This window comes from Ruegeria sp. BF10 (assembly GCF_056538725.1).
In genome coordinates, this window is sequence record NZ_JBQFTR010000012.1 from 1 (window position 1) to 11,249 (window position 11,249).

Annotated in this window: 22 protein-coding genes; 21 read left to right on the forward strand and 1 reads right to left on the reverse strand. The window is 56.3% G+C overall.

Annotated features, from left to right (window positions below; translation table 11 throughout):
• The 18 genes from rplB to rpmD all read left to right on the forward strand — a co-directional run.
• Nucleotides 1-484, forward strand: a 484-nt coding sequence (rplB, locus tag ACR0DJ_RS20295; protein ID WP_480686141.1) for a 50S ribosomal protein L2, incomplete at its 5' end; no start/stop codon positions are given.
• A gap of 3 nt (nt 485-487) precedes the next feature.
• A complete protein-coding gene (gene rpsS, locus ACR0DJ_RS20300; protein ID WP_068348022.1) occupies nt 488-766 on the forward strand; it encodes a 30S ribosomal protein S19 in 279 nt (92 codons plus the stop codon).
• Nucleotides 767-769: 3 nt separating this feature from the next.
• The gene (rplV, locus tag ACR0DJ_RS20305; RefSeq protein ID WP_039538267.1) at nt 770-1,150 is read left to right on the forward strand and encodes a 50S ribosomal protein L22; all 381 of its coding nucleotides are present in this window, start codon (nt 770-772) and stop codon (nt 1,148-1,150) included.
• Nucleotides 1,150-1,860 (forward strand): 30S ribosomal protein S3, encoded by a 711-nt coding sequence (rpsC, locus tag ACR0DJ_RS20310; RefSeq protein ID WP_117872244.1) that lies wholly within the window; start codon nt 1,150-1,152, stop codon nt 1,858-1,860. Before rplV ends, rpsC begins: the two co-directional genes overlap by 1 nt.
• A 12-nt stretch (nt 1,861-1,872) precedes the next feature.
• Nucleotides 1,873-2,286, forward strand: a complete 414-nt coding sequence (gene rplP, locus ACR0DJ_RS20315; protein ID WP_117872242.1) for a 50S ribosomal protein L16 — start codon at nt 1,873-1,875, stop codon at nt 2,284-2,286.
• Between the two features lie 235 nt (nt 2,287-2,521).
• Nucleotides 2,522-3,142 carry a 2OG-Fe(II) oxygenase family protein gene (locus ACR0DJ_RS20320; RefSeq protein WP_170347648.1) on the forward strand — a complete coding sequence of 207 codons (621 nt, stop codon included), beginning with the start codon at nt 2,522-2,524 and terminating at the stop codon, nt 3,140-3,142.
• 256 nt (nt 3,143-3,398) lie between these two features.
• Nucleotides 3,399-3,605 carry a cold-shock protein gene (locus tag ACR0DJ_RS20325; RefSeq protein ID WP_170347647.1) on the forward strand — a complete coding sequence of 69 codons (207 nt, stop codon included), beginning with the start codon at nt 3,399-3,401 and terminating at the stop codon, nt 3,603-3,605.
• Between the two features lie 774 nt (nt 3,606-4,379).
• On the forward strand, nt 4,380-4,586 hold the full coding sequence (gene rpmC / locus ACR0DJ_RS20330; RefSeq protein ID WP_010437082.1) for a 50S ribosomal protein L29: 207 nt from the start codon (nt 4,380-4,382) through the stop codon (nt 4,584-4,586).
• A 4-nt stretch (nt 4,587-4,590) separates the two neighbouring features.
• Nucleotides 4,591-4,821, forward strand: a complete 231-nt coding sequence (rpsQ, locus tag ACR0DJ_RS20335) for a 30S ribosomal protein S17 (RefSeq protein WP_152459158.1) — start codon at nt 4,591-4,593, stop codon at nt 4,819-4,821.
• A gap of 75 nt (nt 4,822-4,896) precedes the next feature.
• Nucleotides 4,897-5,265: a 50S ribosomal protein L14 gene (gene rplN / locus ACR0DJ_RS20340; protein WP_039523372.1), complete on the forward strand. Its 369-nt coding sequence runs from the start codon at nt 4,897-4,899 to the stop codon at nt 5,263-5,265.
• Between the two features lie 2 nt (nt 5,266-5,267).
• Nucleotides 5,268-5,579 (forward strand): 50S ribosomal protein L24, encoded by a 312-nt coding sequence (gene rplX / locus ACR0DJ_RS20345; RefSeq protein ID WP_152459159.1) that lies wholly within the window; start codon nt 5,268-5,270, stop codon nt 5,577-5,579.
• Nucleotides 5,572-6,132 carry a 50S ribosomal protein L5 gene (gene rplE, locus ACR0DJ_RS20350; protein WP_170347646.1) on the forward strand — a complete coding sequence of 187 codons (561 nt, stop codon included), beginning with the start codon at nt 5,572-5,574 and terminating at the stop codon, nt 6,130-6,132. The genes rplX and rplE overlap by 8 nt, the downstream gene beginning before the upstream one ends.
• A 19-nt stretch (nt 6,133-6,151) precedes the next feature.
• Entirely contained in the window at nt 6,152-6,457 is a 306-nt protein-coding gene (gene rpsN / locus ACR0DJ_RS20355) for a 30S ribosomal protein S14 (RefSeq protein ID WP_010437098.1), read from the forward strand.
• 13 nt (nt 6,458-6,470) lie between these two features.
• A complete protein-coding gene (gene rpsH, locus ACR0DJ_RS20360) occupies nt 6,471-6,863 on the forward strand; it encodes a 30S ribosomal protein S8 (protein ID WP_068340741.1) in 393 nt (130 codons plus the stop codon).
• Between the two features lie 13 nt (nt 6,864-6,876).
• Nucleotides 6,877-7,410: a 50S ribosomal protein L6 gene (gene rplF / locus ACR0DJ_RS20365; RefSeq protein ID WP_480686140.1), complete on the forward strand. Its 534-nt coding sequence runs from the start codon at nt 6,877-6,879 to the stop codon at nt 7,408-7,410.
• Nucleotides 7,411-7,421: 11 nt separating this feature from the next.
• Complete coding sequence (rplR, locus tag ACR0DJ_RS20370) at nt 7,422-7,781, forward strand: 50S ribosomal protein L18 (protein WP_152459162.1); 360 nt, start codon at nt 7,422-7,424, stop codon at nt 7,779-7,781.
• Nucleotides 7,782-7,954: 173 nt separating this feature from the next.
• Entirely contained in the window at nt 7,955-8,521 is a 567-nt protein-coding gene (rpsE, locus tag ACR0DJ_RS20375; RefSeq protein WP_170347644.1) for a 30S ribosomal protein S5, read from the forward strand.
• A 12-nt stretch (nt 8,522-8,533) separates the two neighbouring features.
• Nucleotides 8,534-8,722 (forward strand): 50S ribosomal protein L30, encoded by a 189-nt coding sequence (gene rpmD / locus ACR0DJ_RS20380; protein ID WP_005621828.1) that lies wholly within the window; start codon nt 8,534-8,536, stop codon nt 8,720-8,722.
• 115 nt (nt 8,723-8,837) lie between these two features.
• Here rpmD and ACR0DJ_RS20385 read toward each other — a convergent pair whose 3' ends face one another.
• The gene (locus tag ACR0DJ_RS20385; protein ID WP_480686139.1) at nt 8,838-9,269 is read right to left on the reverse strand and encodes a MarR family winged helix-turn-helix transcriptional regulator; all 432 of its coding nucleotides are present in this window, start codon (nt 9,267-9,269) and stop codon (nt 8,838-8,840) included.
• 77 nt (nt 9,270-9,346) lie between these two features.
• On the opposite strand from ACR0DJ_RS20385, the gene ACR0DJ_RS20390 reads away from it, so the two are divergent.
• From ACR0DJ_RS20390 to ACR0DJ_RS20400, 3 genes are all read left to right on the forward strand, one after another.
• Complete coding sequence (locus tag ACR0DJ_RS20390) at nt 9,347-9,715, forward strand: antibiotic biosynthesis monooxygenase family protein (protein WP_170347642.1); 369 nt, start codon at nt 9,347-9,349, stop codon at nt 9,713-9,715.
• A gap of 21 nt (nt 9,716-9,736) precedes the next feature.
• A complete protein-coding gene (locus ACR0DJ_RS20395) occupies nt 9,737-10,186 on the forward strand; it encodes a hypothetical protein (protein ID WP_480686138.1) in 450 nt (149 codons plus the stop codon).
• Nucleotides 10,187-10,365: 179 nt separating this feature from the next.
• Entirely contained in the window at nt 10,366-10,578 is a 213-nt protein-coding gene (locus tag ACR0DJ_RS20400) for a DUF1127 domain-containing protein (protein ID WP_170347640.1), read from the forward strand.
• Nucleotides 10,579-11,249 lie beyond the last annotated feature (671 nt).

Genomic DNA, 11,249 nt, shown 5'->3' on the forward strand with positions numbered 1-11,249 from the left:
GAAAGCTGACATCAAGCCGGGCAACGCAATGCCCTTCTCGGGCATGCCCATCGGTACCATCGTCCACAACATCGAGATGAAGCCTGGCAAGGGTGGTCAGATCGCACGTGCGGCCGGTACTTACGCTCAGTTCGTTGGTCGCGATGGCGGCTACGCTCAGATCCGTCTGAGCTCGGGCGAGCTGCGCATGGTCCGTCAGGAATGCATGGCGACCGTCGGTGCCGTGTCCAACCCCGACAACAGCAACCAGAACCTCGGCAAAGCCGGTCGTATGCGCCACAAGGGCGTGCGCCCGTCGGTTCGTGGTGTTGCAATGAACCCGATCGATCACCCGCACGGTGGTGGTGAAGGTCGTACCTCGGGTGGCCGTACACCGGTTACGCCTTGGGGTAAGGACACCAAGGGTAAGCGTACCCGCAACAAGAACAAAGCGTCCCAGAAGCTGATCATCCGCTCGCGGCACGCCAAGAAGAAGGGACGTTAATCCATGTCTCGCTCTGTTTGGAAGGGTCCTTTCGTCGATGCTTACGTGCTGAAAAAAGCCGAAGCAGCGCGCGAATCGGGCCGCAACGAAGTCATCAAGATCTGGTCGCGTCGTTCCACCATTCTGCCCCAGTTCGTGGGTCTGACCTTTGGTGTGTACAATGGCCAGAAGCATATCCCGGTAAACGTCACGGAAGACATGATCGGTCAGAAGTTCGGTGAGTACTCGCCGACCCGGACCTATTATGGTCACGCCGCAGACAAAAAAGCGAAGCGGAAGTAAGTCATGGGCAAGGAAAAGAACCCCCGCCGCGTGGCTGAAAACGAAGCAATGGCGAAAACCCGCATGCTTCGCACCAGCCCGCAGAAACTGAACCTGGTTGCGCAAATGATCCGCGGCAAGAAAGTTGAAAAGGCTCTGACCGACCTGACTTTCTCGAACAAGCGTGTCGCGCAGGACGTCAAAAAGTGCCTGCAATCCGCAATCGCGAATGCCGAAAACAACCACAACCTGGACGTCGATGAGCTGATCGTCGCCGAAGCATGGGTTGGTAAAAACCTGGTCATGAAGCGCGGTCGTCCGCGTGCCCGTGGCCGTTTCGGCAAGATCATGAAGCCGTTCTCGGAGATCACCATCAAGGTGCGTCAAGTTGAGGAGCAAGCCTAATGGGACATAAAGTCAATCCGATCGGCATGCGCCTTCAGGTCAACCGCACCTGGGACAGCCGCTGGTACGCTGACACCAAGGATTACGGTGATCTTCTGCTGGAAGACATCAAGATCCGTGAGTTCATTCAGAAAGAGTGCAAGCAGGCCGGTGTTGCACGTGTGATCATCGAACGTCCGCACAAGAAGTGCCGCGTCACGATCCACACCGCACGTCCGGGTGTCATCATCGGCAAGAAAGGTGCAGACATCGAAGTTCTGCGCAAAAAGCTTGCTGGTATGACGGACAGCGAACTGCACCTGAACATCGTCGAAGTGCGCAAGCCCGAGCTTGACGCGCAGCTGGTTGCCGAGTCGATCGCTCAGCAGCTGGAACGTCGTGTTTCGTTCCGCCGCGCAATGAAGCGCTCGGTTCAGAACGCCATGCGCATGGGCGCCCTGGGTATCCGGGTGAACGTCGCTGGTCGTCTGGGCGGCGCCGAAATCGCACGGACCGAATGGTATCGCGAAGGCCGCGTGCCTCTGCATACCCTGCGTGCCGACATCGATTACGCACATGCCGAAGCGATGACTCCTTACGGGATCATCGGGATCAAGGTCTGGATCTTCAAAGGTGAGATCATGGAGCACGATCCGCAGGCACGTGACCGTAAAGCACAGGAACTCCAGGACGGCCCTGCACCTCGTGGTGCTGGTGGCGGTCGTCGCTAAGGAGGGAAAGATATGCTTCAACCAAAGCGTACTAAATTCCGCAAGATGCACAAAGGCCGGATCAAGGGCGAAGCCAAGGGCGGCTCTGATCTGAACTTTGGCACCTACGGTCTGAAAGCCCTGCAACCCGAGCGCGTCACCGCACGTCAGATCGAAGCTGCACGTCGTGCCATGACCCGTCACATGAAACGTCAGGGTCGTGTCTGGATCCGTATCTTCCCCGACACTCCGGTCACTGCAAAGCCGATCGAAGTTCGTATGGGTAAAGGTAAGGGTTCGGTGGACCGCTGGGTTTGCAAGGTCAAGCCCGGTCGCGTGATGTTCGAGATCGACGGCGTCAATGACGACATCGCCCGTGAGGCCCTGCGCCTGGCCGCGATGAAGCTGCCGATCAAGACCCGCGTCGTAGTTCGCGAAGACTGGTAAGCGATCCGGGAGTTTCCCCGTTCGTGACAAAATTGACCCCCGTCGGGAAACCGGCGGGGGTTTTCATTTGGGGGCGCTGCCCCCGCCGCGGCAAGCCGCGACTCCCCCGGGATATTTATGGCCAGATGAAATTCGGACCCCCCTGCTTCATCTGGCAAAAAATATCCCGGAGCGCGAGGCAGAGCCTCGCAAAAGACCCATCGCAATCGTGACGAGGCTGCGTTAAGAGGGCGCTATGGCACAGATTGAATCACTCTTTGTTACCCGTCTCTATCGCGCAGCTTTGTCCGAGTTCGGTCCCGAGATCGATGCGGAAGAGTTGGAAAACTCGTGTCTTGTCATCGCCGAAGATGACGAGGCCGGGCAGCAATGGTGTGAGGAAAACGGCTATCCCGGCTATACCAGCTATGCCTCGCTAACCGATCTGCCTTGGCGGTTCCCTATCTTTGCCGATGTGGTGAAGGTACTGGATCAGCACGTTGCCGCTTTTGCCAGGGATCTGGAGTTCGATCTGGGCGAAGGCGAGTTGAAGCTAGAAGACCTTTGGATCAACATCCTGCCCGAGGGTGGCATGCATTCCAGCCACCTGCACCCGCACAGCGTGATATCGGGCACGACCTATGTGGCGATGCCCGAAGGGGCCAGTGCGCTGAAACTGGAAGACCCCCGCTCAGGCCGCATGATGGCCGCGCCAACGCGTCTGAAAGGTGGGCGGCGCGATTTGCAGCCGTTCATCTATATGAAGCCACAAGTGGGCGACGTCCTGCTCTGGGAAAGCTGGTTGCGCCACGAGGTGCCGATGAACATGGCCGAGAACGAGCGGATCAGTGTCAGCTTCAACTACAAGTGGGAGTGAGCCCCGGTTCATGACACACGGGTCACCCCAGTGAAGCGATTGCGAGACGAACGGACGGTGCCCATTCCGGTCACGATTCACAAGAAGTTACCGATAGACCTTGCAATATGCGTCGACATGGCGTAGCAGAACCTCGCAGACGTTTTTCTATTTCGACCACTGTCTCCCGTTATTCGGCGTTCAGTCTCTCGATCCAGACCGACTACGCCACGCTGTCGCAATTCCGCGGGCAGCAATTTATTAGGAGACTACGGATATGGCCAATGGCACCGTAAAATGGTTCAACACAACTAAAGGTTTTGGCTTCATCGCACCGGAGACCGGTGGCAAAGACGTGTTTGTACACATCTCTGCTGTCGAGCGCTCGGGGCTGACCGGCCTGGCCGACGACCAGAAAGTAACATTCGACATCGAACCCGGCCGTGATGGTCGTGAATCGGCTGTGAACGTCGCTCTGGCGTAAGTCACTCAGACTTAGACAATTGAAGACGCGGCTTCGTGCAAACGAGGCCGCGTTTTGCGTTTTTGGATAACTACTTGGCCGAAACGCGAGCCCGGAACTTGGGGAAGCCAATGCAATTCCCATTTACGGAACCTGACCTGTAGGCACCATTCTTAAATTGAAGATCAAATTTCATCACACTTCCAGATGAACAACTGCCTTGCTTAGATATTATGGCGTCAAATTGAAGCCGATCGCTTGTAACCTTTCTTACCTTGATCCCTTCCGGTGTAATCCCATGAGCGGCAAGAACCTGCGGTGTGTTGTTGTTAACCGCAATATCCATCTGCCATGGCCGGCTGGAGTTGATGGTCAACGTCCATTTGCCGTCGGGGGCCGCTATGGTCGTGGATGCACAGATCAGGGCAGCGAACGTGAATGTAGCCAATTTAGAATTTTGCATTAAACACCTCACTTTTTAATTTAATGGTCGCAATAATCACAGACCGATGTTAGGTCGGCAAACACGCTGAGGGAAACACTATTTCTCCCTCTGGCCTCGCCATTGTTCCGCGGTTCGTTCCAGCGAACGATATGGCCCGGTGCTGATTCAATTCACACGATGAAATCGGCAGAAAAACTTTCCCTTGCCACCCACCCCCCAAACCCTTATACGGCGGCATCCTGCGTGTCCCCCGGCGTTGTCGGGCGATTCGCATGTCTATCATTCATCCACCAGGTCCAAGGTGACCCGTGTACGGGGCCTTCTGGTGTTTTGAGCAAAGGAAAAAGGCGATGAACGCCCAAGAACTGCGTGACAAGACCCCGGACCAGCTCCGCGAGGAACTGGCCAACCTGAAGAAAGAAAGCTTTAACCTGCGCTTTCAACAGGCAACCGGTCAGCTGGAAAATACGGCTGGTATCAAAGCGGCCCGCCGCAATGCTGCCCGCGTCAAAACCATTCTGAACGAAAAGGCCGCTGCCGCGGCATCGGAGGAGTAATCCTATGCCCAAGCGTATCCTGTCCGGAGTAGTAACCAGCGACGCCAACGAGCAGACCGTGACTGTTTCGGTTGAACGCCGTTTCAAGCACCCGCTGCTGCACAAAACCGTTCGTAAGTCCAAGAAATACCGGGCTCATGACGAAAAGAACGCCTTCAAGGTCGGCGACACCGTACGCATCATCGAATGCGCGCCGAAATCGAAGACGAAACGTTGGGAGGTTCTGGAGGCGTAAGCCCCCAGGCCTTTCCATTTGTCGAAACCCTGGGGGAATTAACAAGACCAGCCCCCACAGGTCGGGAGAAACCACATGATCCAGATGCAGACCAATCTGGATGTCGCTGACAACTCCGGCGCTCGCCGAGTTCAGTGCATCAAGGTCCTGGGTGGTTCCAAGCGTAAATACGCCTCCGTCGGCGACATCATTGTCGTCTCGGTGAAGGAAGCCATCCCACGCGGCCGCGTAAAGAAAGGGGACGTCCGCAAGGCCGTCGTCGTACGCACCGCCAAGGAAGTCCGTCGTGAAGACGGCACCGCGATCCGCTTCGATCGCAACGCCGCCGTCATCCTGAACAACAACAACGAGCCGATCGGTACCCGTATCTTTGGCCCCGTTGTTCGCGAACTGCGCGGCAAGAACTTCATGAAAATCATCTCGCTGGCTCCGGAGGTGCTGTAATCATGGCTGCTAAACTCCGCAAAGGCGACAAGGTCGTCGTGCTGGCCGGCAAGGACAAGGGCAAAGAGGGTACCATTTCCTCGGTTGACCCCAAAGCCGGCAAAGCTGTTGTCGATGGCATCAACATCGCCATCCGTCACACCCGCCAGTCGCAGAACTCGCAAGGTGGTCGTCTGCCTCAGGCAAACCCGATCGACCTCTCGAACCTGGCACTGCTGGACAAGAACGGCAAAGCGACCCGCGTCGGCTTCCGCATGGAAGGTGACAAGAAGGTCCGCTTCGCCAAGACCACAGGGGACGTGATCGATGCTTGATAACGCAACCTACACCCCGCGTCTGAAAACTCAGTACGTTGAAACCATCCGTGCCGCTCTGAAAGAAGAGTTCGGTTACAAGAACGACATGCAGCTGCCCAAGCTGGACAAGATCGTTCTGAACATCGGTTGTGGTGCCGAGGCTGTCAAAGACTCGAAGAAAGCGAAAGCTGCTGTCGAAGATCTGACTGCGATTGCCGGTCAAAAGGCCGTTGCAACCAAGGCGAAGAAGTCGATCGCGGGCTTCCGCGTCCGTGAAGACATGCCGCTGGGCGCGAAAGTGACCCTGCGTGGTGACCGGATGTACGAATTCCTGGATCGTCTGATCACCATCGCGCTGCCGCGCGTTCGTGACTTCCGCGGTGTAAAGCCTGCTTTCGATGGTCAGGGCAACTTTGCCATGGGCATGAAAGAGCACATCGTGTTCCCGGAAATCGATTTCGACAAGGTCGACGAAGTCTGGGGCATGGATATCGTAATTGCCACCACAGCGAAAACCGACGCTGAAGCAAAGGCACTGTTGAAAGCTTTCAACATGCCGTTCAACGCATAAGCGCCGGGAGGATTGAGACATGGCTAAAAAAGCAATGATCGAACGCGAAAAGAAGCGCGAACGCCTGGTGGCCAAATATGCCGCGAAGCGTGCCGAGCTGAAAGAAATCGCGAATGACGAGAGCAAGCCGATGGAAGAGCGCTTCAAGGCGCGTCTGAAACTGGCGAAACTGCCGCGCAACAGCTCGGCTACCCGTCTGCACAACCGTTGTCAGCTGACCGGTCGTCCCCACGCTTACTACCGTAAGCTGAAGGTCAGCCGTATCGCGCTGCGCGAGCTGGGTTCTGCTGGTCAGATCCCCGGCATGGTGAAATCGAGCTGGTAAGGGAGACATAGATATGAATGATCCTATCGGCGATATGCTCACCCGTATCCGCAACGCGCAAATGCGCGGCAAGTCCACCGTTTCCACCCCGGCTTCCAAGCTGCGCGGTTGGGTTCTGGACGTGCTGGCGGACGAAGGCTACATCCGTGGCTATGAAAAGACGACCGGTGAAAACGGTCATCCGGCCATCGAAATCAGCCTGAAATACTACGAAGGCACCCCTGTTATTCGTGAACTGAAGCGGGTCTCGAAGCCCGGCCGTCGCGTATACATGGGCGTCAATGACATCCCACAGGTCCGTCAGGGTCTGGGTGTGTCGATTGTCAGCACTCCGAAAGGTGTGATGTCGGACGCAAACGCTCGCTCCAACAATGTTGGCGGCGAAGTGCTCTGCACCGTCTTCTAGAGGGAGGTCTGCAATGTCTCGTATTGGTAAAAAACCGGTCGAGCTGCCCAGCGGCGTTTCCGCCACTGTGTCGGGTCAGACCATCGAAGTGAAAGGTCCGAAAGGCACCCGCAGCTTTACCGCCACCGACGACGTAACGCTGTCGGTTGAAGACAACGTGGTCAAGATCGACCCCCGCGGCATGTCCAAACGTGCTCGCCAGCAGTGGGGCATGAGCCGCACCATGGTTGCCAACCTGGTAATCGGTGTGACGACCGGCTTCAAAAAAGAGCTGGAGATCCAGGGTGTTGGTTACCGGGCTCAGATGCAGGGCAACACCCTGAAGCTGAACCTGGGCTACAGCCACGATGTTGATTTCACTGCTCCGGAAGGTGTCACCATCACCGCGCCGAAGCAGACCGAGATCGTTGTGGAAGGTATCGACCAGCAGCTGGTGGGCGAAACCGCGGCCAAAATCCGCGAGTGGCGCCGCCCCGAGCCTTACAAAGGCAAAGGCATCCGCTACAAGGGCGAGTTCATCTTCCGCAAGGAAGGCAAGAAGAAGTAAGGACGAACACAATGGCAAACAGCAAAAGAACCCTGTTTCTGAAGCGCCGCCTGCGCGTTCGGAACAAACTTCGCAAGGTCAACGCGGGTCGTCCGCGTCTGTCCGTGCACCGGTCGAACAAGAACATTTCTGTTCAGCTGATCGACGACGTGCGTGGCGTGACCCTGGCCTCGGCCTCGACCCTGGAAAAGGATCTGGGCGTTGTTGGCAAAAACAACATCGATGCGGCAACCAAAGTCGGCGCGGCCATCGCAGAGCGTGCCAAGAAGGCAGGCGTCGAAGAGGCCTATTTCGATCGTGGTGGCTTCCTGTTCCACGGCAAGGTGAAGGCACTGGCCGACGCTGCGCGTGAAGGTGGTCTGAAGATCTAAGACCAAGCGCATCCCGAAAAGTGGGAACCGGTTTTCGGGTCAAGATGCGCAATGCCAAAGATTGCGGGCGGGTTTCGATCCGCCCCGATGATCCGGGGGCCTCGGCAACAGTCGGGGCTCACTTGGATTGAAGAAACGGTGCCGAAAGCGCCATATGAGAAAAGGGATGCCAAATGGCAGAACGTGATAACCGCCGGGGCCGTGGTCGTGACCGCGACGAAACTCCGGAATTCGCAGATCGCCTGGTTGCGATCAACCGTGTGTCGAAAACCGTAAAAGGTGGTAAGCGCTTTGGCTTCGCCGCTCTGGTGGTTGTCGGCGATCAAAAAGGCCGCGTGGGCTTTGGCAAGGGTAAAGCGAAGGAAGTACCTGAAGCCATCCGCAAGGCAACCGAACAAGCCAAGCGTCAGATGATCCGCGTGCAACTGCGCGAAGGTCGGACCCTGCACCACGATATCGAAGGCCGTCACGGCGCCGGTAAAGTGGTTATGCGCACCGCACCTGAAGGTACCGGTATCATCGCCGGTGGTCCGATGCGTGCCGTGTTCGAAATGCTGGGCGTCAAGGACGTTGTGTCCAAGTCGCTGGGCTCGCAGAACCCGTACAACATGATCCGCGCCACCATCAACGGCCTGCAAAAAGAGCAGAGCCCGCGTTCGGTTGCCGCACGTCGTGGTAAAAAAGTTGCCGACATCCTGCCCAAGCGGGACGAAGCACCGGCTGCTGAAGCCGAAGCGTAAGGAGAGCGACCCATGGCAAAAACCATCGTCGTCAAGCAGATCGGCTCCCCGATCCGCCGCCCCGCCGAACAGCGCGCAACCCTGATCGGCCTGGGCCTGAACAAGATGCACAAAACCCGCGAACTGGAAGATACCCCTTCGGTCCGCGGTATGATCAACAAGATCCCGCATCTGGTAGAGATCGTCGAAGAGCGCGGCTAAGCGCAATACCTTCGAAGAACATGAAACGCCTCCGATCAATGCGGGGGCGTTTTTTCTTGCGGTTAACTGCATCTGACCTATCGTTTTGATCAGGGTCAGGCTGCTTTGGGTTCACTCAAACCGAACGCATGTTTTTGATTATCAATCTCATGGCATTCATGAATTGCGCGCGCTCAGCTTCGTTCAATACCTGTAGGGCATCAGCATTCACGCTCATAGCGGCCTCGTAGGCGCTGTTACGAAGCGCGGCTGCCTTCCGGGTCAACCAGATCAATTGAGCTCTGGCATCAGAGGGATTCTTTGTTCTTTTGATCAATCCGTCGCGCTCCATACGATTGAGCGTGTTGGCTAGGGTCGCCTGTTCGACATCGATTTTTCCAAGAAGATCTTTTTGCGTCACTCCGTCTTTGACCCAAAGCTCCAGTAAGATCGGGAATTGCCCGACAACGATACCTAACGGCGCAATGCGCTGCTGCAATTTTTTCGCAAACAATCGCGCCATGTGATTGATCAGGTATCCGGCCGAGTTCTCTTTTTCAAAGTCCATGTCTCAGATTTACACTTGAATAGCACGCTATGCAATTTTATATAGCTTGCTATGTTATAGAATCGAAGGGAAGCGAAATGGCTCGTATCGAAGAGTTGGACAAGACCGTCTCACTGGCGGACCAAATGCAGAACGAGGAAGGGCCGGTGGTTCTGATCAACCTGTTCACGGTGGACGCGGAAGACGAAAAAGCACTGCTTGAGGCATGGTCACATGATGCAGATTTCATGAAAGCCCAGCCAGGATACATCTCCACCCAGCTCCATCAGGGCATCGCGGGCAGTTCAACCTTTGTGAACTACGCGATCTGGCAGGACGTCAAAAGCTTTCGCGACGCGTTCACCCATCCTGAGTTCCAACGTCGGATTGCCGACTACCCGGAAAGCGCAGTGGCCCGGCCACATCTTCTTAGAAAACTCGCAGTCGAAAACCACTGCGTCGCCTGAAACTAAAACCGGAGCAGCCCCATGGTAAGAGCCATACACCCCATCGCCGGACTCATCGGATTTCTTACAATCCTCGTGTTCTGGACATCCACCTTGTACAGCGAGTTGTTTGCGACCCATGCGACCGTCACCGCAGTAAAATCCATGATCGTCAGTGGTCTCTTTGTTCTGGTGCCGGCGATGGTGATTGTCGGCGCGTCCGGCATGTCTCTTGGACGTCGCCGCAAAGATGCCCCGGCGATTGCAAAGAAGAAGCGGATGCCAATCATAGCGATGAACGGGCTTCTTATCCTCGTTCCCGCCGCCATCTACCTCAGCGTAAAAGCAAACGCGGGATCCTTTGACGCCAGTTTCTATGCTGTGCAGGTCATCGAACTGATTGCAGGCGCAACCAATCTGATACTGATGGGGCTGAGCATTCGTGACGGCCGGGCAATGACGGCACGCAAAAAAAATGCGCGTAAGACGTGAAAGCAACACTTGACTGCAATGGGTCAGCGAAATGTACAGCCATTCAATAGATGCATATCGGCTAGACCAAAAGTTCCGTTGTTAGCGGTATCAAACACACCTATCTCAGCCTTGTCCAAACAAGGAACACACAAGGAAACGTCAGGGAATTCGCCCTGATTTGAGAAAGGAACACAGAAATGACAACCGCTACACTGACACATACCGGCTTCAACTTCGGCACCCGGATCAAGGACATGATCGAACGGATCAAAACGGCGCGCGCCCGTGCCGCTGAGTATCAGCGCACCTATTCCGAGTTGCAGCGCCTGAGCAACCGTGAGTTGGACGATATTGGCATCCGCCGCTGCGACATCGCAGATATCGCGCATAAGCACGTTTACTGCTCATAATCGCGGACGATCCGCAGCAAGATACAAAGGCGCCAAACGGCGCCTTTTCTGTTTCCGAGAGAAGCCCGCAGAACGCCCATAGATCGCCTGAGCGCCCCTCGCTGCCGAAGAACGCAACCCCTATTGTATGACGCTAATATCGGGCCTATGCCCCCTGCTGGATGTCAAGGGGGACCTATGGCGCCATCTCAAAGCTCGTGGCTCGACCGAACATGGCAAGCCCGCAAGATGCGTGTGCGCTCTGCTTGCCGGCCAGAGGCCACCTGGCCCAATGGCCGCCTGCGGCAGCTGCTGGCGCATGACACGGGCCGAAACCACTTGAAACGCACGGTGTCCGGATTGGCATTGCACACTTGAACAGGTTGATCAGGTGGTTTTTCTTCTCCGCCTTTACCCGTGCACTGCATTGGGCTGAGCAGGCAATGCCCTGCGGGCGATTCTCAGTTCAACGGGCAGCAGAAAAGGGGACGTGGCCGGTGCATGAAACCTGGGGATACGCCGGTGCAGATCAGCCCTTGCGTGTTCCAAAACCGCACCTGACGTCCAGCCGTCTTTGCGGCGATCAAAGGTTTCGCGCTTAACCGTCGGCCTGCATCTCGATGTTGTGGACGATGGTACCGATGGGCATGCCCGAGAACGGCATTGCGTTGCCCGGCTTGATGTCAGCTTTT

Bases quoted from the DNA above. Each gene is read 5' to 3' on its own strand.
- rpsS (WP_068348022.1), top strand. From the start codon at position 488: ATGTCTCGCTCTGTTTGGAAGGGTCCTTTCGTCGATGCTTACGTGCTG.
- rplV (WP_039538267.1), top strand. From the start codon at position 770: ATGGGCAAGGAAAAGAACCCCCGCCGCGTGGCTGAAAACGAAGCAATG.
- rpsC (WP_117872244.1), top strand. From the start codon at position 1,150: ATGGGACATAAAGTCAATCCGATCGGCATGCGCCTTCAGGTCAACCGC.
- rplP (WP_117872242.1), top strand. From the start codon at position 1,873: ATGCTTCAACCAAAGCGTACTAAATTCCGCAAGATGCACAAAGGCCGG.
- ACR0DJ_RS20320 (WP_170347648.1), top strand. From the start codon at position 2,522: ATGGCACAGATTGAATCACTCTTTGTTACCCGTCTCTATCGCGCAGCT.
- ACR0DJ_RS20325 (WP_170347647.1), top strand. From the start codon at position 3,399: ATGGCCAATGGCACCGTAAAATGGTTCAACACAACTAAAGGTTTTGGC.
- rpmC (WP_010437082.1), top strand. From the start codon at position 4,380: ATGAACGCCCAAGAACTGCGTGACAAGACCCCGGACCAGCTCCGCGAG.
- rpsQ (WP_152459158.1), top strand. From the start codon at position 4,591: ATGCCCAAGCGTATCCTGTCCGGAGTAGTAACCAGCGACGCCAACGAG.
- rplN (WP_039523372.1), top strand. From the start codon at position 4,897: ATGATCCAGATGCAGACCAATCTGGATGTCGCTGACAACTCCGGCGCT.
- rplX (WP_152459159.1), top strand. From the start codon at position 5,268: ATGGCTGCTAAACTCCGCAAAGGCGACAAGGTCGTCGTGCTGGCCGGC.
- rplE (WP_170347646.1), top strand. From the start codon at position 5,572: ATGCTTGATAACGCAACCTACACCCCGCGTCTGAAAACTCAGTACGTT.
- rpsN (WP_010437098.1), top strand. From the start codon at position 6,152: ATGGCTAAAAAAGCAATGATCGAACGCGAAAAGAAGCGCGAACGCCTG.
- rpsH (WP_068340741.1), top strand. From the start codon at position 6,471: ATGAATGATCCTATCGGCGATATGCTCACCCGTATCCGCAACGCGCAA.
- rplF (WP_480686140.1), top strand. From the start codon at position 6,877: ATGTCTCGTATTGGTAAAAAACCGGTCGAGCTGCCCAGCGGCGTTTCC.
- rplR (WP_152459162.1), top strand. From the start codon at position 7,422: ATGGCAAACAGCAAAAGAACCCTGTTTCTGAAGCGCCGCCTGCGCGTT.
- rpsE (WP_170347644.1), top strand. From the start codon at position 7,955: ATGGCAGAACGTGATAACCGCCGGGGCCGTGGTCGTGACCGCGACGAA.
- rpmD (WP_005621828.1), top strand. From the start codon at position 8,534: ATGGCAAAAACCATCGTCGTCAAGCAGATCGGCTCCCCGATCCGCCGC.
- ACR0DJ_RS20385 (WP_480686139.1), bottom strand. From the start codon at position 9,269: ATGGACTTTGAAAAAGAGAACTCGGCCGGATACCTGATCAATCACATG.
- ACR0DJ_RS20390 (WP_170347642.1), top strand. From the start codon at position 9,347: ATGGCTCGTATCGAAGAGTTGGACAAGACCGTCTCACTGGCGGACCAA.
- ACR0DJ_RS20395 (WP_480686138.1), top strand. From the start codon at position 9,737: ATGGTAAGAGCCATACACCCCATCGCCGGACTCATCGGATTTCTTACA.
- ACR0DJ_RS20400 (WP_170347640.1), top strand. From the start codon at position 10,366: ATGACAACCGCTACACTGACACATACCGGCTTCAACTTCGGCACCCGG.